The following is a 19,327-nucleotide window of genomic DNA, read 5'->3' as shown; positions in this document are numbered from 1 at the left end:
AAAATAATGACTGAACAATTATCTGTACAAAAATGTGAAGCATGCCAAGTTGGCGCGCCACAAGTGAGTGATGAAGAGTTACCGGCACTATTAGCACAAATACCAGACTGGATCCCTGAAGTACGTGACGGGGTTATGATGCTTGAACGTGAGTATAAATTTAAGAACTATAAATTATCATGGGCATTTGCAAATAAAGTCTCTGCATTAGCCGAAGAAGAATTCCATCATCCAGCGATTTTATTAGAGTGGGGCAAAGTAAAAATTACTTGGTGGACACATGCTATTAAAGGGCTACACCGTAATGATTTTATTTGTGCAGCAAAAACTGACAAACTTTTGTAATATTTGCTTACATTAGATAATAGCAGCCTCCTACCTCAGGGGGCTTTTTTTTGTTGTACAAATTAGTTTACAATACCGAACAGGAATACTTGGCTATTAAGGTAAGGTAAATGCGTTTAGAAATTGTTTGTTGCGATCGAGTCGGCATTGCCCGAGAAGTATTAGAAATATTTGTTGAACATGAAATTAATTTACGTGGCATCGAACTAAAGCAGCCAGGCGAAATTTTTATCAACATACCTGACTTAGAATTTAGCCAATTACAAACTTTTATGCCACGTTTACGTTTAATTGAAGGCGTGAATGATGTAAAAACAACACCTTTTATGCCCTCTGAACGTGAGCGTAATGAACTCTCCACGCTCATTAAAACTTTTCCTGATCCCTTTATATCTATTGATGCAAAAGGTGATATCCGTATTGTAAATACCGTAGCTGCCGGTATTATGGGCTGTAAAGATCATGAAATTATTGGCGATAATGTTGGCAATTGGTTAAAAGGCTTTAACTTTAATCGCTGGTTAGATGCCGATGAAGTACTTGCTCAAACGCGTCGCTTAAAGTTTCAAGATGATGACTTTGTGGCTGATATCATGCCTATCCATGTGACCGATCAAAGCGGTATCCCCGTTTTAGCGGGTGCGGTATTAATTTTAAAATCAGAAGCACGTTTAGGCCAACAAATAAGTGCTTTTAAACAAGCGAATGAAAACAATTTTGCCGGTATACAAGCAAGTAGTGGCTCGATGCGTAAAGTTATTCGTGAAGCAAAACGCATGGCACTCCTTGACTCTTCAATGCTCATTGTTGGTGAAACAGGCACGGGCAAAGAGCTGTTAGCTCATGCTTGTCACGCCGCGAGTGATCGCAGTAACAAACCTTTTATGACTTTAAGCTGTGCAGCATTACCTGATGACGATGCAGAAACAGAACTTTTTGGTGCAGGTTCAAAAGGCGAGAATAAAGCTAAGCGGGGTTTATTTGAATCAGCAGACGGTGGCACAATATTTCTAGATGAAGTGGGGGAGATGTCACCTAAATTACAAACTAAAGTACTGCGTGTCATTCAAGATGGTACTTTTCGTCGCGTCAATGACGAGGAAGAGATTAGGGTCAATGTCAGGATCATTAGCTCAACCAACTGTGACCTGCTTAGCATGGTTTCTACCGGCGATTTTAGAGAAGACCTTTACTACCGTTTAAATGTACTTGGACTAAATATACCTTCATTACGTGACCGACGTTCGGATATTATCCCTCTGGCTGAATTTTTTATTGTAAAATTTGGTCAACGTATTGGTAAAACGATTGTCACTATGTCAGATGACTGTCGTGATTTTATCGAACATTATCCTTGGCCAGGTAATGTTCGTCAGCTCGAAAATGTATTAATTCGTGCGGTATCATTAATGGAAGGCAGTATTGTGATGACCTCTCATCTGCAATTACCTGCATATACACGTGAACATGGTTATCTAGAAAAGGAATTTGAAGGAACTTTAGATGCTGCGGTTAAAAGTTTTGAAGCTGATTTACTTAGAAAACTATACCCGGCTTATCCTAGTACGCGACAATTAGCGAAAAAATTAGGATTAAGCCATACCGCCATTGCAAATAAATTACGTGAATATGACATCAATAAAAAAACCGTTAAAATTTAAATAATTCATACAGATAACAAATAGAGATATAAAATGAAACTTTTTGGTTATTGGCGTTCGTCCGCTGCATATCGAGTAAGAATTGCTTTGCACTTGAAAAACATTGATTGTGAATCTGTACCCGTTCATTTAGTTAACAATGGCGGTGAACAGCACAGTGCAGCTTATATTGCACTTAATCCAACCCATTTAGTTCCAACGTTAATTGATGAGACAGTTGATGGCGACTTGGTATTAAATCAAAGTATGGCAATACTTGATTACCTTGATAATAAATACCCTCAACCACAGCTCTATCCCGAAAGTATTTATGCTAAAGCACAAGTGCAAGCACTTGCCTTAGATATCGCGTGTGAAGTACACCCAGTAACAAACTTACGTGTACAACAATATCTCGTCAATACACTAGGTGCTGAAGATAGAGATAAATTAGCTTGGAGTCACCATTGGATGAGCATAGGTTTTGCTGCCTTTGAAGAAAAACTACAAAAGGTATCAGGAAAATATTGCTATGGTGATGATGTCACTATTGCTGATCTTTGCCTTGTTCCACAAGTTTACAATGCAAATCGTTTTAAAGTAGATATGTCAGCATTTCCGCTTATTAATGCCATTGTTGAGCGTTGCAACCAGTTACCTGCTTTTATAAAAGCACTACCAGAAAATCAAGACGATGCTATTTTATAATTGTTAAGTAATAATATAAAAAGATAAAAACTCAATTTCAAATAAAAGTTATTTTAGATCACGTATTCCCTTGCAACTTAGATGAAAACGGGTTGCAATGGTTATTCATCATGCATTCTTTAGATAAATTGAATATTAGGTACCTATGGAAGATCAAGCGCAAAAAGGTAAACAAACCTCCTGGGGCATTATTGCCGTTATTATTGCTATAGTGATAGCCGCCTTAGTTTGGTTATATATGTCATCGACAACCGAACAAGAAGTTGTTGAAGTGGCGCCAGTGGCTATCGTTAAAGCTGAAATTCCGCCCGAGCCTATAGTAGAGCCGATATTAACTGAAGAAGAAGTTTTTCCTTTAGTTGTGACAGAACCCGTCGTTGCTATTGAGCCAGAACCGATATTACCAACCTTAAATGAAAGTGATGTTTGGTTACAAGAAAAGCTACCAAGTTTTACCTGGCGTAAAGAACTGTTAAAGTTGGTCATTGATAAAGATATGATCCGCCGTTTTGTGGTATTCACTGATAATTTTGCACAAGGTAATATCGCTTACGCTCATAGTCCGTTAATTAAACCTAATACTAAATTTTTAGCAAATGAGGTTAGCAACGGGGCAAGTAGTGATTGGAAGTGGGATGAGTCAGCAGCGCGACGCTTTACACTTTATGTTGATTTACTGCGTTCATTTGACAGTGAAACACTGGTGCAGTCGTACTTTGAAATGAAGCCTTTGATTGATCAAGCTTATGCAGAGCTAGGCTATCCAGACGACAACTTTACTGAGGTTTTACATGATGCTATTACCAAGGTCTTGGATATGGAAATTCCAAAAGAATCATTAGACTTAGTTCGCCCCAGTGTGATGTTTCGCTTTAAAGATGAAAAAATAGAAGCCCTTGATGCTGCCGACAAACTGTTATTACGTTTAGGTAAAGAAAACCTATTGGTTATTAAATCAGTCTTATTAGAAATTAATGAACGGTTGGCACGCGAGCGTCCATAATTTAAAGGTAATTCTAAGCTAATTTCAAGGTGATTTTAGCTATACACCTGCTAGTGTGGTTAAAAAAACAGCGAACGATTTTATTTATATAACTAGCGCTTGCATCAAGCTAAATCTTTAGCCATAATTCGCGCCGTTGAAGTGAGAACGACAACTTTCTATGGTGACCCTTTCGGTCCCCTCGCAATGATACTCTGTGAACTCGGCCAGATCCGGAAGGAAGCAACCGCAGCAGACGACTCATGTGCCGAGGTGTGGCTGCTAGGGTTGCCACCACTCTTTTTATATCAATCACTTACAATCTTTAGTTACCTTGCAACTTTCAGTACCAACTCTTTACGACTAAAATTCCCCATTTATACATTCGAGCCGGTATTTATCGCTAGCGAAATAATTCCATCTAAAGTCCCAAGAATATCCAGTAACAAACAAGCCAAGAAAATATCAACTTACCAACAGATAATTTTACTGGCAGCAATGTTATCTAAAGGGGTTATGATACTTGTCAGCCGTTAATAAATTATTTGCTAATGTCATCACACATTTATAAATCCTACTTGTAAGCACTGAAACGCTCAAAAATGAGTGCAAAGATATAATGCAGGTGTATTTATGTCTTTATACTTTTAAGGCCATTTAAGTGGGTTAGCTGGTTTCTGATGAAGTAAAAAGCATTTAGCTAGTTAATGGCTAAAAAAATGAATATTAATCGGTATTAAAATTTTAACGGTTTAATAAAAGGGCAGGTCATCATTTAAAGGGAATGCTTAAGGGTAAAAGCAAGTGAGCATTGACTTGACCACTTGCCTTCTTAATAAATCAAAGAACAGTAGTTAAGTGTTATGAGTTTTCATAAACTCTATTGCCTTACTAATCGCAACTTTTACATTGTTTTCCATTTCAAAACGTTCTGAAGCAGGCAAGTAGAATGACATATCAACTTCATGTCTAATATAACGAGTGGGTAGTTGATTTAGCACTACACAGGTTAGGTCAGCAATAAAATCAGCTTCATATTTCTCTTCTAATTTTAGCGCGGCAAAATGTTGTACGACTAGTTTTTCATAATAGTTATGAATGTCATCAGATATTCTCATTCCAGCCCTCTTTTACGATTAAATAATAGATTAATTTATTGTTTGTTATTATTTAAGATTAATGCGAGATGAAGCAAAAAGCGAGTTATTTAACAGATATCATCGCGGTTTTTCTGAAACTTCTATTTCGCGCTCTATTTTTGAAATAGCTTGACGACATCGACCTAACCTTTGGTGAAGGGCAAGGACTTCATCCAATATTTTCTTTGCTTTGGCAGGCGTTGCGCTTTGACGAAGTTGCTCTCTTTCATTGAGCATAGCAAGTAAGCGGCGCTCAAACTCGTGGTGCTCTGCTAATTGCTGATAGAGCGCTTGACTGGATTTAAAGAGTTCTTTTGCCGCTTTTTTATAGCGCCTAGCGTTTATCGCTGTTAATCGGTATTGTGCTTCTTGATGAAGCCCTTTGTTTGATCTTATTGCATTGATTATTGATGATATTTGTTGCTCAATACCTTGTAATCTATTTTGCGATAGTTCTTTTTTTCCACTCTTTAATAACCGAGCTAATTCGATAGTTTTACCACGTACCTCATCAACATATGCGCCTATTTTATCACTATTGGTGGCAAATAAAGCTTCTGAAAAGATATCTTTATCTTTTAAAAGATAATGTGATTTAGTCTGCTGATTTTCAGTATCAATAATTTTAGCCTGCTCAGCTAGACTATCTAAAACAGCTGTAATTCTGTCGATTGCTAATTGCATATTTGACGACCTCTTGACCTTGTTATTGAGTGAACCACGCATGATAAGTTAAATTTGCTGACATAGAAATAACGACGATGATGAAAACAGGACGAATAAAGCGGTTACCAAACTTTATTGCCCAATGTGCACCCACAGCAGCACCTAGCATGATAAATATACCCATCGAAATACCGATAATAAAATTAACATAACCAAAATAAATAAAGGTTAATAAACTACAGAAATTACTGACAAAATTAGTTGAACGCGCCAATCCGCAGCTCAGTAATATGTTTATTTTGTAGAGTGCACTTGAGGATGCGGTCCAAAATGCCCCGGTTCCAGGACCGGCGAAGCCATCGTAAAATCCTAAGAGTAAACCCTGAATACTTTGGGTGATTTTTAAACGAAAAGTTAACGCAGGTAGCCCCTTTAACTCAGTGACAATGGTTTTAGAAAACAGGGTGTAAATGGCAGTGATAACGATAACAATAGGAATAAATTTTTCTAGAAAATCACCTGACAAATAGCCAACAGCAAACGTGCCCACAACAGCACCTATCGCCGTATATAAAATAGATAAACGCCAAAATTTGGGATCAAATAGCTTTTTACGATAAAAAGTCACTGAAGCGGTTAATGAACCAAAAGTAGCGGCAAGCTTATTGGTACCTAAAGCAAGATGTGGTGGTAAACCGGCCGAGAGTAATGTTGGAACAGTTAGCATACCACCACCGCCAGCTATTGCATCAATGAGTCCTGCGATAAATCCAATGGCACATAAAGTGAACCATATTTCAAAATTAAAAGTTGAATCTATAAACATAAATAAATATAGGTAAATTAGTGCTATAGGCGAATAGTAGCACGGTTTTAATCTTTAAATATGTCAAATTACCAACCTTTTTTTTATAAATATTATCAATATTTCAATAAATAAATTTGACTTAGTACGAATGAATTAGTAAAACTAATAGGAGCAAATATATTTACAGAAAATTGTGTTTGTTTAGTCGCCTAATTTATTCAGAAAGTTACTGCAAATCACTTATGATTTTTTTAACTTAATGTTTATTTTTTGTAACGAAACCAGCAAATTTATGTAATTTGCTGGTAATTAGCAGCCTTTTTTATGTACCTAGTTGACAGCAACGCTGTCGTCTGGGAGTATTGCATTGTTTTATTCTAGAGAAATAAAAACTTAAAATGGCAGATTATTAAATTTGCGTTAACATCTCCATGTTATCCACATTCAATAGCAATTGGTTGGGAACTATGTCCAAATTTAGCAACAAGAAAAGCCTTATCGCTTCGACGATAATTGGCGCACTAGCATTAACAGCAAGCAACTTCGCTTCTGCAGATGCATTATCAGAACTACAAAAAGCAGAAGCTAGCACTTTTCAAGCTTCTAAAAAATCACAACAAAAAATCAATAGTATTTATGAACAAACTATTGAGCTTTTAGGTGAATATCGTTTAACTGTTGATGAAGCTGAAACTTTATCTCAATACAATGATCACATTCAATTGATGGTTAATGACCAACTTGCGAATATCAAATCTTTAGAAGATCAGATCGCTGGTATTGACAAAACTAAACAAGGTATCGTTCCTCTTATGTATAAGATGATTGATACGTTAGACAAGTTTGTAGCGTTAGATATTCCTGTGAATATTGAAAATCGTAAAGAGCGCGTTGCTAATTTACGTGACGTGCTAGGCGCTTCTGATATTTCGGTATCTGAACAGTTTCGTTTAGTACTTGAAGCTTACGAAATTGAAGCAAACTACGGTACTGTTTTTGCAGCTTACCAAGGTGAGCTTGATTTAGGCGACCGTACAATTACTGCTGACTTCGTTCATATGGGCCGTGTAGCTCTAGTTGCTCAATCACTAGACATGAAAAATGTTTGGGTTTGGAACAATGAAACACGCGGTTGGGAAGCATTAGGCGATGAATACTTAAAGCCTACTAAAGATGCAATCGCTATGGCGCGTAACCAATTACCAAAAGACTTGACTAAATTACCAGTATTTGCAGCGGGAGCGAAATAATGAGAAAAATTATTAATTTTGTAATGCTTGCTGCGTCAATGACTGTAGCAACTTCAGCCGTAGCTAATGACTTGGATGATTTATTAAAACAAGTTAAAAACGATCGAATTTCTGAAGGCAAGCTTGATAAAGCGCGCGAAGCAGAGTTCACTTCAGCTCGTGCAGACAAGCAAGCACTTTTGAATAAAGCTAAGAAAGAATTAGCTAATCAAAATACACGTAACGACCGTTTAACTAAAGAATATGCTGCTAACGATATTACTATCGCGCAACGTTCAGTTGAATTAGACAACGCTAAAGGTACTCTTGGCGAAATGTTTGGTGTTACTCGTGCTGCTGCCGCTGATGCTTACGGTCAAATCGTAACATCAATTGTAAGTGCTGAATTTCCTGGACGTGGCGCAACATTAGATGTTATTGCCAACTCTAAGAAAATACCTGAACTTGAGCAACTTGAAGAGTTATGGATTGCTTTACAAACTGAAATGACTCAATCGGGTAAAATTTCACAGTTTAGCGCTGAAGTAACAAGCTTAGATGGTTCAACCTCTACGCAAACTGTTACACGTATTGGTACTTTTAACTTAGTATCTGCTGACGGTTTCTTAAACTACAATGATGAAGTTGGTCAAATTCAACCTTTGGCTAAACAGCCAGCGGGTTATATTTCTAGCACAGCTTCTGATTTCTTTGGCGAAACTTCTGGCTATCATCCTCTATACGTAGATCCTTCACGTGGCGGTATCTTAGCTCTTGAAACTCGTAAGAAAGTTCTTATGGAGTTCTACCATGAAGGTGGCACTGTTGGTTATGCAATCACAGTATTACTTGTTATTGGTTTCTTAATTGCTTTAGAGCGTATGATTTTCTTAACGACTATTAGCTCTCGCATCAAGACTCAAGAAAAGAATATTGAACAGCCTAATGATAACAATCCACTAGGACGTTTAATCAAGGTTTATCACGAAAACAAAAATGTTGACGCTGAAACACTTGAACTTAAACTTGATGAAGCTATTTTACGCGAAACACCGAAAATTGATCGCGGTATCAACTTAATCAAAATGTTTGCTGCTATTGCTCCATTAATGGGTCTATTAGGTACAGTAATCGGTATGATTATGACTTTCCAAACGATTACATTGTTTGGTACAGGCGACCCGAAAATAATGGCTGGTGATATCTCTCTTGCACTTGTAACAACTGCATTAGGTCTAATTTGTGCATTACCACTTATCTTAATCCACAGCGTTGTTGCGGGTAAAAGTAAGTCAGTATTGCAAAAGCTTGACGAGCAAAGCGCAGGATTAATTGCTGCCATTGCTGAGAAGGAGTCTAAATAATGTTATTCCTGATAGAGCTTTGGGAATCTGTCAGGAGTTTTATTGCGACAGGTGGTAACGTATTATATGTTGTTGCCTTCGCTCTCTTACTGATGTGGGTAATGATGATTGAACGCTACTGGTTCTTATCAAGAATTTATCCTGCAATGAAAGACGATATCGTCAATCGTTGGGATGCACGCCAAGATACTACATCTTGGTATGCCCATCGGATTAGAGATACTTGGATCTCCGAAGCGACAGAATTACTAGAGCAACGTATGCTCACAATTAGAACCTTAGTGGCAATGTGTCCACTGATTGGATTGCTAGGTACAGTCACCGGTATGATTGGTGTGTTTGAGACAATGGCTCAACAAGGTACAGGTAATCCGCGTCTGATGGCTGCTGGTATATCAATGGCTACTATCCCGACAATGGCGGGAATGGTTGCTGCGTTATCAGGAGTGTTTTTCAGTACAAGGTTAGACGCTAAAGTTAAACTAGCAAAGGCTAAACTGATTGACAGTTTACCTCATCACTAGAGAGATATTCGAATGGCACGTAAACGTATTCGTGAAGACGAAGAAGCAGTAATTGATATGACACCGATGCTAGACATCGTATTTATCATGCTGATCTTCTTCATAGTAACCACTTCATTTGTAAAAGAAGCTGGTATTGAAGTTAACAAACCTAAAGCCGCTAACCAAAGCAAGCAAAAATCAGCTAACATCTTTATTGCTGTTAGAGAAAATGGCGAAATTTGGTTAGATAAACGTCGCGTTGATGTCGAACGTGTTGCTGCTAACATTGAAAAATTATTAGCAGAGCAACCAACTGATGTTGTTATCATTCAAGCAGACAAAGATGCAAAACATGGCATAGTTGTTAAAGTGATGGATGCGATTAAAGATGCAGGTATAGATAGAATTTCTATTGCTGCAGCGAAGGGGTAGTTTATGGTTCGCTTTTTAGTTTCATTACTACTAGGCGCAGCGGTTACTTTTGCACTATTTTCTTTTATGGCTTTTCTTGTTTCAAGTGGTGACATGACGAAACAAGATCCATTAGATAATATTATTGTAGAAGTTAATACTACGCCGCCTAAGTCAGCAGCAGAACGTCGACAGCGTGTACCGCCGCCGCCGCCACCGCCGCCAAAAACGCCACCTAAGCCTCAAGCTCCAGAGCCTGAAGCTAATAACAACTCAGGTGGACTAACGTTTAATATGCCTAGTGTGCAATTATCTGGTGCTAATTCAGGTATGTCTGCTCCGGGAGCTGGTTTTGGACGTGACGGTGATGCATCGCCAATCGTACGTATTGACCCTAAGTATCCACAGCAAGCCGCTCGTGATGGTAAAGAAGGCTGGGTTAAGCTTTCATTTACCATTACCGAACTTGGTGGTGTTGAAGATGTTGAAGTCATCGATTCAGAACCGAAACGTATATTTGACAGAGAGGCTAAACGCGCTTTGAAAAAATGGCGTTACAAGCCAAAAGTTGTTGACGGTGTTGCTCAACGTCGTCCTGGTTTAACGGTACAACTAGACTTTAGTATGAATAAGGAGTAATCAGAATGAATAAGATTTTTATATCTATATTGATCATAGGTTCAGTAACGATTGCTCATTTGCCTTTATCTCCTGTAGCTTATGCTATAGGGGAAGAACAGAGTGAGAGACAAGAGCGTAAAACACAGCTTGTTGGTCCAACTGTTGGTAAAAAGGTAGCCAAAGCTTTTGAAGCTTACGGCGTTGAAGCTGAAGATGGTTCTAACATCGATAATGCTCTGACTTTGCTTTTAGAAATAAATGCAAAAAAAGATTATGATATTGCTTTTTTAGATCGTTTTATTGGCGTGATGTATGCGCAGAAAAGTGATGAAAAGAATGCAATTATCTACCTTAATAAAGCACTTGCACCTGATATCTTAAATGAGAAAGAGCATGCCGACTCACTGAAACTAGTGGGTGACTTGCAGATGCAAGTACAAGGCTATAAAGAAGCGCTTGTTGCTTATGATGCTTGGATGAAATTTACAGGGGAAACTGATGGTAATGTTTGGATCAAAATAGCTCAGGCTAATTTAGAACTTAAACAATACGCTAAGGTTATTCCTGCTGCCGATAATGCTATCGCGGTTTTTGGTGATAAGAAAAACCAAAACCCACATGTTCTTAAATTAAACTCTTATTATGAACGTAAGATGTTTAAAGAATGTGTTGAAGTTTTAGAAACAGCAGTGCAATTATTCCCTGAAGTTAAACTATTTTGGACTCAGTTAGCCTCGTTTTATGCGATGGTTGAAGATTACCCAAAAAGTTTACAGACATTGGATCTAGCTTATAAGCAAGGCTATCTTGATAAAGAAAACGAAATTAAGATGCTTGCTAACTTGTATGCTCAAAGTCAAATTCCACATAAAGCAGCTGTTTTAATGGAAAAGTATATTGATTCGGGCGTTGTACCTCGTGATGACAAAAACCTCTTTACTTTAGCTAACAGCTGGCATGCTGCTCAGCATATAGGTAAAGCTGCTGCTTACTACGGTGAATTAGCCAAAATGACTAATTTATCTAAGCATTACAGCAAGCAAGGTATGTTGTTAAATCAAGATGAGCAATTTGCTAAAGCGATAGTTGCTTTAAAGAAAGCCATCGAGATTGGTGTTAGTAACGAAGGTCGCTTGAACCAAAGTATTGCAGAATCATACTTTTATCTTGAAAATTATAAGCAAGCCAATGTTTATGTACAAAAAGCATTAAAAGACCCTAAGTCACGTAGAACGGCTAAAGGTTGGGTTACTTATATCAAAGATACCGCAGCACGTAAGAACGTTTCTATTTAACTTCTTTTGTCTTTGCGTTAAAAACCAGCCTTATGGCTGGTTTTTTTATCGCTAAAATTCCTTCAATCCAAAAGATACTTTGTTAAATTTAGTTGATTATCCTTGATAAATTTTTAGACTGACCGCCTCATTAAAATAATTGAGCCCTTGTATAGTGTTACAGCACATAATGTTTGAGACTACCAATCACTAAATGAGATTGCCTTCTAATGATCACTTTTGCCATAAAAGAGACCTTTCCTAACACCCTAAATCATCACCAAAAAGGTCTTCTCTGATACGAAAGAAGACATTGCGAGTTCCGTTTTAATTTATATCGTTTCCCTGTTTTATTTGCCATTACTAAGGTCATCTTAAAGATTTTTACGGTATGCTTAACTTCTTTCCATAAAATGAAATATTGTATTGTTTGTTCAATCAAAGCTTCCTTAATTATTGACATGAAAAAGATTATTAGGGAAGATACCATTAACAATGGAATGTGCTATTTACTTGAAATGTAAATGACAAGTTAAAAAGGAATCCCTCCTTATTTTTTTCATATCTCCATATTGTTACAATAATTGATTAGAAGGACTCTAATTTTGCTTCAATATAATTCACATCATTTTTTTAGAAAAACCCTAATACAATCTGTATTAATTCTTTCGCTGGTAGCCTGTGGTGGTGGGTCAGATGGTGGAGAAAAAACAGCGCCTACTCCTACTAATAAAGCACCTACAGCTAATGCAGGGGAAGATCAAACTGTTGATGAAGGAAATAGTATTACTTTGTCAGGCAGTGGTACTGACACGGATGGCTCAATTTCAAGTTACAGTTGGACTCAAACATCAGGGGAGTCTGTAACGATTGATAATTCTACTATTGGTTCAGCAAGCTTTGATGTAACAACCGCTACTCAAGTTACTTTAACCTTTCAGTTAACAGTAACAGATAATGATGGGGCAACGGGTAGCGACACGGTTAACTTCACAATAAACCCTATTAATGCGGCTCCTGTGTTAGCTACAATTGAAGACAAAGTTACTTATCAAGATACAGCCATAGAAATAGCTCTAACTGCTAGTGATTCAAATGATGACTCACTTACCTTTAATACCTCACTGTTAAATAATGCTAGTTTTGAAGTCGAGATTGCTGATGGTATTCTACATATAACGCCTATCAATCAATATTTTGGCGATGAGGTGATTACAGTAAATGTGTCTGATGGTGAGCTAGAAGACAGTACTGATTTTACCTTGCAGGTTCTTCAAGTTTCAATTCCCCCTATAGCACAAATACCATCAGATGAAATTTCAACACCACCACCAATGCCAGTATTCTAAGGAAAGAATCATGAAAAAATATTTATTACTACTAATTGTAGTTTCTTCATTTACTAAAGCTGAAACATTTAGTGTTTCTACCTCTCAAGAATTCCGTTCTGCTCTGACGGTTGCCGCCTCTAATGGACAAAATGATATTATAAAAGTGGAAGCAGCTAACATTTCCACACAGGACGATGAGTTAGGTAGCTTTATTTTTCAAAGTGAAGAAGACTTTTCTTTAACTATAAGTGGTATTGAAAACTCAGTTTTGGATGGTAATTCAAGCGATCCAATTCTATACATTAACACTCCAGGTTCAGCAACTATTGATAGTGTTACTTTTCAAAATGGTTATTCAGAATCTGCAAGTGGCGCTCTTACGATTGACAGTGGACAACAGGCATTTGTTACCAATAGTATTTTTACCAATAATATCACAGGGGGTGATGGGGGTGCATTCAAGTTCATTGGGGACAATTATTCGGTAAGTAACTCAAAATTTTCAAATAACCAAGCCTTCCAAGGTGGTGCTATTTACAGTTATGACGCGAAAAATATAGTTATTGTGAATTCAACCTTTGAAGGGAATACAGCTGACGTTTTGGGAGGTGCAATTATGATTCACGGGGATATCACTTCTGTCGTTGCCACCATAGAAGATTCAACATTTAAGTTAAACTCCTCAGTTGGTTCTGATAGTCATGGAGGTGGTAGTGGAGGAGCTGTTTTCTTATCAACTCACTCATGGTCAGATACTTACGTCATAAACTTTATTGACAACGTTTTTGACAGTAACACAGCGGCTCAACGCGGTGGGTGTATCCATACCGAAAAAGCGAACATTGTTAGAAATGAGCTTAAAAATTGCGTTTCAGGTACAGGTGACCATTCTGGTTGGGGAAATGGAGGGGCTATTTGGGGGAGTCAAGTTGATATATTTGATTCAACTTTCGATTCTAATCAATCGCCAACACAAGGCAGTGCAGCCTACTTATATGGCTCAGTGATAACAGGCTCAACTTTTATTAATAATGGAATTTATAACGGCAGCAACTCTTACAAACCTTATCTTTCGATAATTAATTCGAAATTTATCAACGATTCTGGCGATCCATTAACGCTAGGAACGGGGGTTTACTCAGTAAACCAATTAAATCTAATAAATACATTGTTAAATGACACACTGGTTAAATCTGATGGAGACGATAACGTAATTTATAACAATATATTCATTTCGGAGACTGAGATCATTCTTGAGTTTAACGAGTTTACGAATACACAGATTAAACACAATTATTTAGATACTAGTAAGGTGATTGGGTATTCGGGTGATACAAGTTCTAATATCTATGAAAATGTTGAATTAGGCTTCAGTGATGTTGATAATTTCGATTATAGGCTTACTGAGATATCTGATTTAGTGGATGCTGGTTCGGTAGAGGGAATAGAAAGTTACGCCCCTGTATTTGATATGTCTGGTTCAAAAAGAGTGGTTGGTGCTTCGATAGATATTGGGCCGTATGAGTTTAGCTCTAACAAACCTACAATAGAAGCAATTGAAATTATTGGAGAACTAAAACAGTTCAATGAATTAGAGGTTAAAGTAGATTATCTACTATCCGAAAATAGAACTCTTCAATCAGTAGAATATTCCTTCGAAGAAAGCGTTGGCTATCTAGAGGTAGATTCATATTCTTACGATTCTCCAGGACAATATACTATTTCAGTAAAAATTACTGATAATGAAGGCGAGTTTTCTATTGGTTCAAAATCCATTGTCGTAGATGAACTACCTTTTAGTGAGTTAACACTAGAGCAAAAACTAAAACGCGCTGTTCCGGCTGAATATTTATCTGAATTAACACTGTCTATTGAAGAACAAGCCAATCAACACTATACGGATGGTAAGCAATACGTACAAGATAACCTTTCTGAGTTCAGTTTAGTTACTGAAGCTGCTCAAGCAACCGCAGTAGCAGCCTCAAATACTTCTGGTATAGCAACAGGTAAGCAATACGTACAAGATAACCTTTCTGAGTTCAGTTTAGTTACTGAAGCTGCTCAAGCAACCGCAGTAGCAGCCTCAAATACTTCTGGTATAACTGATGGTGAAAATAATGTAATCAATAACCCAGTAGCTTATGGTCTTAATATAGTTGTAGGCTTGTCTAAAGAAGGTATTGCTCAGTTACCTACTGGTTGGAAGATGATCTCTATACCTGAAGATGTTACTGATTTAAGTATTTTTGATGATGCTAAAATTGTATGGTTCTTTAATAACGTGACTCAAGCATGGACTGCTTACAGTTCAAATTCTAATACGATTCAACAAATGAATGATAAGGATATTGGTATTATTACTAGTTTAAGTGCTGGTGATGGCGTTTTTATTGAGATGTAGTTCTTTAGAAAGAGTAAGTTTAATTTAGTGACCTTACTTCGTTGATAGTAAAAATGCGCTCTTACAGAGCAGCCTAGTATTTTACTTAGGCTGCTTTTTTTATTTTAGACTGAACCAAATATCAATAAGTGTAATCTGGGGAATCGACTTCCGCTTTTGGCTAATCAGTGACCTAAAGAACAAACCATAGTTAATGTCAGGAATGCGCACAAAGTGATCCTAAATATTCCGGTTTATCTCAAGTATTATGACTGAACCGTCGTCTTTTCAAAAAGCCATCTTAACTGCACCCCTTAAAAACGACCAAGCGTAAATGAGACTAATATCAATCATTATGCCTAGCCACAAAGGCCATGATTTATCATTGTTCTAGATCAACTTTTACTAGAAATAAATCTTGTTGTCGGCTAGAATGCGCGCTGAATATTTTCAAGTTAACGAGATCAACATGTCACACGGCGAAGACTTCAAAGACAGCTCATCTATATTTCATTTATTAGCAGCGATTATTGTATTAGTTTCAGCGCCACTTTTGCCTATGGTAATGGGTTGGTTCACTCTGCTTTCAAATTAGTATTTTCTCGTTTAATTAAAATAAGAAGTATTAATACTATGGTTATATTACTCGCTGATGATAAGCAGAACGTTTTAGATTTTATTACCCCGTTACTCGAACAACAGGGTCATATCGTTGAAACTGCAGGCAATGGTTTAGCTGCCTTTGAAAAGGCGCAACAGCAGCATTTTGACCTCTATATTATTGACCATCTTATGCCTTTTATGAACGGTATTCAGTTAAGTAAAAACCTTCAAAAAAAACCTTTTACCGTTAACACTCCTATAATATTCATGACAACTCAAAACACTACTGATGTCATCGCTTTAACTCGTTCACTCTATTTTCATGCCATTATTGCCAAGCCTATTAATGAAAACAGTTTGTTAAATGCAGTAAATGAAATAAATCAATTAAATAATACCAATACAAGTCGTTATTCACTGTAAATCATCGTACTTTTGCTTTATTCTTTAGCCATGATAAATTTTTACTTTTGATATGCTAACGATGACCGATACAGAACTCTCTCTTTTACAAAACTCTATTCACGCCGTACCTGATTATCCTAAACCAGGCATTTTATTTCGTGATATTACCGGCTTACTTGATGATCCGGCTGCTTACCAGTTAACCATAGATTTATTTGCTGCTAAATATAAAGATTCTGGCTTTACTAAGATTCTTGGTACTGAAGCTCGTGGCTTTTTTTTTGGTGCACCTTTGGCATTAGCGCTTGGTATTAGCTTTATTCCTGTCCGCAAACCAGGCAAGTTGCCAAGAGCGACAATTAGCCAAAGTTACCAACTTGAATATGGAACAGACACCTTAGAAATTCATCAAGATGCACTAACCGCAGATGATAAAGTTTTGATAGTTGATGATCTACTTGCCACCGGTGGCACTGTCGAAGCAACATTCATGCTTGCTAAAAAGCTTGGTGCAGAAGTTACAGATGCTGCATTTGTTATTTCATTACCTGATTTAGGCGGTGAAAAACGTTTAACGGATCTTGGCTTATCGATTTATTCTTTACTGCAATATAACGGCGATTAGGCAGTCATATGAGTTATCAAGTATTAGCACGTAAATGGCGCCCTAAAAAATTCACAGAATTAGTGGGTCAAGAGCATGTTGTCACTGTGCTAGTTAACGCACTAGAGCAGCAACGTCTTCATCATGCCTATTTATTTACCGGTACTCGTGGTGTCGGTAAAACAACGATAGCTCGAATTTTTGCTAAAAGCTTGAACTGTGAACAAGGGATAACTTCAACGCCTTGCGGTGTTTGTGATACATGCCAAGATATTGACCAGGGCCGTTTTATCGATTTACTTGAAATTGATGCGGCTTCTAAAACAAAGGTTGATGATACTCGTGAAATACTTGATAACGTTCAATACGCACCGACACGTGGCCGTTATAAAGTTTATTTAATTGATGAAGTACATATGTTGTCTCGTAGTAGCTTTAATGCGTTATTAAAAACGCTTGAAGAGCCACCTGAACATGTGAAGTTCATTTTAGCGACCACAGATCCTCAAAAGCTTCCGGTAACTGTGTTATCTCGTTGTTTGCAATTTCACCTAAAAGCATTAACCGTCGGCCAAATTGAACAAAAGACTCAGCAAATTCTGACCGCTGAAAACGTCTCAGTTGAACCCGGTGCTTTAACCTTATTAGCTAAAGCCGCTCGCGGCAGTATGCGTGATTGTTTAAGTTTAACCGACCAAAGTATCGCCCAAGGGCAGGGAAGTATTACTCTCGCCAATGTTCAACAGATGTTGGGCGGTGTCGATCAAAATTGGGTTTTTAAAATACTGATAAGCTTATTAAAGCAAGATCCTAAAGCACTGATGCTGCTTTCACTCGATATAGCCTCATACGCACCTAATTACAGCCGCTTAACCGCAGAGCTTATTCAGTTACTCCATCAAGTAGCTATGACGCAAGTTGTTGGTCAACACTTTGATTTGTCGCCTGAGCATAACCAATTGGTTGATAAGTTCAGTAAAGCAATGAGTGCTGAAGATATTCAACTTTATTATCAAATAGTGCTCAATGGCCGTAAAGACTTACCTTATGCGTCTGATGAACAAGCAGCCTTTGATATGCTTTTATTGAGATTATTAGCATTTACACCGATCAAAAATAGCGAAAGTTTACCCGATACTCAGGTTAGTCAAACCAGCGACTTTGACGATGTAAGCTTTGCTAAAAGCAATATTAATAAACCTGATAATTTTGTTGCGTCTTCTTTAGTTGAGCAGCCCCTAGTCGAGCAACCATTAGTTGATCAGCCTATAGCCGATTTAGCTGAAAGTAGACCAAACCTTATAATGGGCAATGCTTCGTCAGTAACAGCAAGCTCTTTAGAAGAACAATCTATTATTACTTCGCCTGAGTACTCAGCTGTACTCGAAGCGCCCTTAGAGCAAGAGCATCCTGCGATGTCTCCCTCTATAGACTCAGCTGAAGAAAGTAGACCTAACCTTATAACGGGCAATGCTTCGCCAGCAACAGCAAGCCCTTTAGAAGAACAATCTATGATTACTGCGCCTGAGTATTTTGCTGTACCCGATGCGCCCTCAGAGCAAGAGCATAGTGCGATGCCTCCCTCTATAGATTTAGCTGAAATAGCCCCAAATATTGATACGCCTACTTCTCAATCGCCTATAGAAAAAGCTATAGCGACCCGGAACATGTTACGTAGTCGAAAAAAAGGGTTGGAAAATAGCGCAAAAAAGTCAAATGACGCTAAAGGGCGTCAAGACACAAAGAGTCCAGATGTTCTTGAAGCAATAACTCAAGAAGAGCCTCGTTCAGATGTTCCTGCATTAACATCTATTTCTGAGCAGGCTTTTGATGTTAGTGCGATAGACCCAGCAAAAATACGCTCTGCTAATCAAGTCGACAAATGGGCAAATATGATTGACGCCATGTCGTTAACAGGGCGACTGCGTCAATTGGCAATACATGCAACCGTTGATGAAAGGTCTACCGACGATTTATTGCTACTTAACTTGAATCAAGCGACTAAACATTTAAACAGTGATGTTGCTCATAAAAAGTTAGAACAATGTATCTCTGATTTTTTACAACGAAAAATTACGGTAGAATTGACAATTGTCGATGAGACCTCTCATGATCCGTATCAAATTCAATCACATATTAATGATAAACGTTATGACTATGCGAAAGAATTATTACAAAATGATGAAATCATTATTGGTTTGAAAACTCATTTTCAAGCACAATTAGATGAAAATTCGATTGTAGCATTGTAACTGCTACTTGATATTTGTCGCGTTAAGATCTATCTTTGGCGGCAACAGAACTTTGGAGA

General features: G+C 37.6%; 19 protein-coding genes and 1 other RNA gene. 17 read left to right on the top strand and 3 right to left on the bottom strand.

Annotation, left to right across the window (positions count from 1 at the left end):
- The first annotated feature begins 6 nt into the window (after window positions 1-6).
- The 5 genes from H4J70_RS03730 to ffs all read left to right on the top strand — a co-directional run bounded on the left by H4J70_RS03730 (window position 7) and on the right by ffs (window position 3,963).
- Window positions 7-345 carry a 4a-hydroxytetrahydrobiopterin dehydratase gene (locus H4J70_RS03730; protein ID WP_182250642.1) on the top strand — a complete coding sequence of 113 codons (339 nt, stop codon included), beginning with the start codon at window positions 7-9 and terminating at the stop codon, window positions 343-345.
- Window positions 346-455: 110 nt separating this feature from the next.
- Window positions 456-2,006, top strand: coding sequence for a transcriptional regulator TyrR (gene tyrR, locus H4J70_RS03725; protein ID WP_182218000.1), 1,551 nt, complete (start codon window positions 456-458; stop codon window positions 2,004-2,006).
- Between the two features lie 33 nt (window positions 2,007-2,039).
- Entirely contained in the window at window positions 2,040-2,693 is a 654-nt protein-coding gene (gene maiA, locus H4J70_RS03720; RefSeq protein ID WP_182217998.1) for a maleylacetoacetate isomerase, read from the top strand.
- A 145-nt stretch (window positions 2,694-2,838) separates the two neighbouring features.
- The gene (locus H4J70_RS03715; protein ID WP_182217997.1) at window positions 2,839-3,696 is read left to right on the top strand and encodes a DUF3014 domain-containing protein; all 858 of its coding nucleotides are present in this window, start codon (window positions 2,839-2,841) and stop codon (window positions 3,694-3,696) included.
- 170 nt (window positions 3,697-3,866) lie between these two features.
- An RNA gene (gene ffs, locus H4J70_RS03710) (signal recognition particle sRNA small type) lies at window positions 3,867-3,963 on the top strand.
- A 566-nt stretch (window positions 3,964-4,529) separates the two neighbouring features.
- Here ffs and H4J70_RS03705 read toward each other — a convergent pair.
- The 3 genes from H4J70_RS03705 to H4J70_RS03695 all read right to left on the bottom strand — a co-directional run bounded on the left by H4J70_RS03705 (window position 4,530) and on the right by H4J70_RS03695 (window position 6,306).
- Complete coding sequence (locus H4J70_RS03705) at window positions 4,530-4,793, bottom strand: late competence development ComFB family protein (RefSeq protein WP_070374088.1); 264 nt, start codon at window positions 4,791-4,793, stop codon at window positions 4,530-4,532.
- 99 nt (window positions 4,794-4,892) lie between these two features.
- Window positions 4,893-5,498, bottom strand: a complete 606-nt coding sequence (gene priC, locus H4J70_RS03700) for a primosomal replication protein PriC (RefSeq protein ID WP_182217995.1) — start codon at window positions 5,496-5,498, stop codon at window positions 4,893-4,895.
- Window positions 5,499-5,520: 22 nt separating this feature from the next.
- Window positions 5,521-6,306: a TSUP family transporter gene (locus H4J70_RS03695; RefSeq protein ID WP_182244085.1), complete on the bottom strand. Its 786-nt coding sequence runs from the start codon at window positions 6,304-6,306 to the stop codon at window positions 5,521-5,523.
- 449 nt (window positions 6,307-6,755) lie between these two features.
- Between H4J70_RS03695 and H4J70_RS03690 the strand changes: the two genes are divergently transcribed.
- The 12 genes from H4J70_RS03690 to dnaX all read left to right on the top strand — a co-directional run bounded on the left by H4J70_RS03690 (window position 6,756) and on the right by dnaX (window position 19,268).
- On the top strand, window positions 6,756-7,538 hold the full coding sequence (locus H4J70_RS03690) for a DUF3450 domain-containing protein (protein WP_070374085.1): 783 nt from the start codon (window positions 6,756-6,758) through the stop codon (window positions 7,536-7,538).
- On the top strand, window positions 7,538-8,881 hold the full coding sequence (locus H4J70_RS03685) for a MotA/TolQ/ExbB proton channel family protein (RefSeq protein WP_070374084.1): 1,344 nt from the start codon (window positions 7,538-7,540) through the stop codon (window positions 8,879-8,881). The genes H4J70_RS03690 and H4J70_RS03685 overlap by 1 nt, the downstream gene beginning before the upstream one ends.
- On the top strand, window positions 8,881-9,405 hold the full coding sequence (locus H4J70_RS03680) for a MotA/TolQ/ExbB proton channel family protein (RefSeq protein WP_146798594.1): 525 nt from the start codon (window positions 8,881-8,883) through the stop codon (window positions 9,403-9,405). The genes H4J70_RS03685 and H4J70_RS03680 overlap by 1 nt, the downstream gene beginning before the upstream one ends.
- Window positions 9,406-9,417: 12 nt before the next feature.
- Entirely contained in the window at window positions 9,418-9,819 is a 402-nt protein-coding gene (locus H4J70_RS03675) for a biopolymer transporter ExbD (protein WP_070374082.1), read from the top strand.
- A gap of 3 nt (window positions 9,820-9,822) precedes the next feature.
- Window positions 9,823-10,437 carry an energy transducer TonB gene (locus H4J70_RS03670; protein WP_070374081.1) on the top strand — a complete coding sequence of 205 codons (615 nt, stop codon included), beginning with the start codon at window positions 9,823-9,825 and terminating at the stop codon, window positions 10,435-10,437.
- Between the two features lie 5 nt (window positions 10,438-10,442).
- Window positions 10,443-11,714 (top strand): lipopolysaccharide assembly protein LapB, encoded by a 1,272-nt coding sequence (locus H4J70_RS03665; RefSeq protein WP_182230112.1) that lies wholly within the window; start codon window positions 10,443-10,445, stop codon window positions 11,712-11,714.
- 584 nt (window positions 11,715-12,298) lie between these two features.
- Window positions 12,299-13,042, top strand: a complete 744-nt coding sequence (locus H4J70_RS03660; RefSeq protein ID WP_182250641.1) for a PKD domain-containing protein — start codon at window positions 12,299-12,301, stop codon at window positions 13,040-13,042.
- Between the two features lie 10 nt (window positions 13,043-13,052).
- Window positions 13,053-15,425: a hypothetical protein gene (locus H4J70_RS03655; protein ID WP_182250640.1), complete on the top strand. Its 2,373-nt coding sequence runs from the start codon at window positions 13,053-13,055 to the stop codon at window positions 15,423-15,425.
- A gap of 397 nt (window positions 15,426-15,822) precedes the next feature.
- Window positions 15,823-15,999 carry a hypothetical protein gene (locus tag H4J70_RS20435; RefSeq protein WP_182218003.1) on the top strand — a complete coding sequence of 59 codons (177 nt, stop codon included), beginning with the start codon at window positions 15,823-15,825 and terminating at the stop codon, window positions 15,997-15,999.
- Window positions 16,000-16,037: 38 nt separating this feature from the next.
- Complete coding sequence (locus H4J70_RS03650) at window positions 16,038-16,430, top strand: response regulator (protein WP_182221585.1); 393 nt, start codon at window positions 16,038-16,040, stop codon at window positions 16,428-16,430.
- A gap of 52 nt (window positions 16,431-16,482) precedes the next feature.
- Window positions 16,483-17,037, top strand: coding sequence for an adenine phosphoribosyltransferase (gene apt, locus H4J70_RS03645; RefSeq protein ID WP_220465244.1), 555 nt, complete (start codon window positions 16,483-16,485; stop codon window positions 17,035-17,037).
- 8 nt (window positions 17,038-17,045) lie between these two features.
- On the top strand, window positions 17,046-19,268 hold the full coding sequence (dnaX, locus tag H4J70_RS03640; protein WP_182250639.1) for a DNA polymerase III subunit gamma/tau: 2,223 nt from the start codon (window positions 17,046-17,048) through the stop codon (window positions 19,266-19,268).
- Window positions 19,269-19,327: the final 59 nt, after the last annotated feature.

Source organism: Colwellia sp. BRX8-9 (genome assembly GCF_014077245.1).
In the GTDB taxonomy this organism is placed as follows: domain Bacteria; phylum Pseudomonadota; class Gammaproteobacteria; order Enterobacterales; family Alteromonadaceae; genus Colwellia_A.
This window is presented reverse-complemented; position numbering and strand designations above follow the sequence as displayed.

Coding starts and splice junctions, on each gene's coding strand:
- H4J70_RS03730 (WP_182250642.1), top strand. CDS start 7: ATGACTGAACAATTATCTGTACAAAAATGTGAAGCATGCCAAGTTGGC.
- tyrR (WP_182218000.1), top strand. CDS start 456: ATGCGTTTAGAAATTGTTTGTTGCGATCGAGTCGGCATTGCCCGAGAA.
- maiA (WP_182217998.1), top strand. CDS start 2,040: ATGAAACTTTTTGGTTATTGGCGTTCGTCCGCTGCATATCGAGTAAGA.
- H4J70_RS03715 (WP_182217997.1), top strand. CDS start 2,839: ATGGAAGATCAAGCGCAAAAAGGTAAACAAACCTCCTGGGGCATTATT.
- H4J70_RS03705 (WP_070374088.1), bottom strand. CDS start 4,793: ATGAGAATATCTGATGACATTCATAACTATTATGAAAAACTAGTCGTA.
- priC (WP_182217995.1), bottom strand. CDS start 5,498: ATGCAATTAGCAATCGACAGAATTACAGCTGTTTTAGATAGTCTAGCT.
- H4J70_RS03695 (WP_182244085.1), bottom strand. CDS start 6,306: ATGTTTATAGATTCAACTTTTAATTTTGAAATATGGTTCACTTTATGT.
- H4J70_RS03690 (WP_070374085.1), top strand. CDS start 6,756: ATGTCCAAATTTAGCAACAAGAAAAGCCTTATCGCTTCGACGATAATT.
- H4J70_RS03685 (WP_070374084.1), top strand. CDS start 7,538: ATGAGAAAAATTATTAATTTTGTAATGCTTGCTGCGTCAATGACTGTA.
- H4J70_RS03680 (WP_146798594.1), top strand. CDS start 8,881: ATGTTATTCCTGATAGAGCTTTGGGAATCTGTCAGGAGTTTTATTGCG.
- H4J70_RS03675 (WP_070374082.1), top strand. CDS start 9,418: ATGGCACGTAAACGTATTCGTGAAGACGAAGAAGCAGTAATTGATATG.
- H4J70_RS03670 (WP_070374081.1), top strand. CDS start 9,823: ATGGTTCGCTTTTTAGTTTCATTACTACTAGGCGCAGCGGTTACTTTT.
- H4J70_RS03665 (WP_182230112.1), top strand. CDS start 10,443: ATGAATAAGATTTTTATATCTATATTGATCATAGGTTCAGTAACGATT.
- H4J70_RS03655 (WP_182250640.1), top strand. CDS start 13,053: ATGAAAAAATATTTATTACTACTAATTGTAGTTTCTTCATTTACTAAA.
- H4J70_RS03650 (WP_182221585.1), top strand. CDS start 16,038: ATGGTTATATTACTCGCTGATGATAAGCAGAACGTTTTAGATTTTATT.
- apt (WP_220465244.1), top strand. CDS start 16,483: ATGCTAACGATGACCGATACAGAACTCTCTCTTTTACAAAACTCTATT.
- dnaX (WP_182250639.1), top strand. CDS start 17,046: ATGAGTTATCAAGTATTAGCACGTAAATGGCGCCCTAAAAAATTCACA.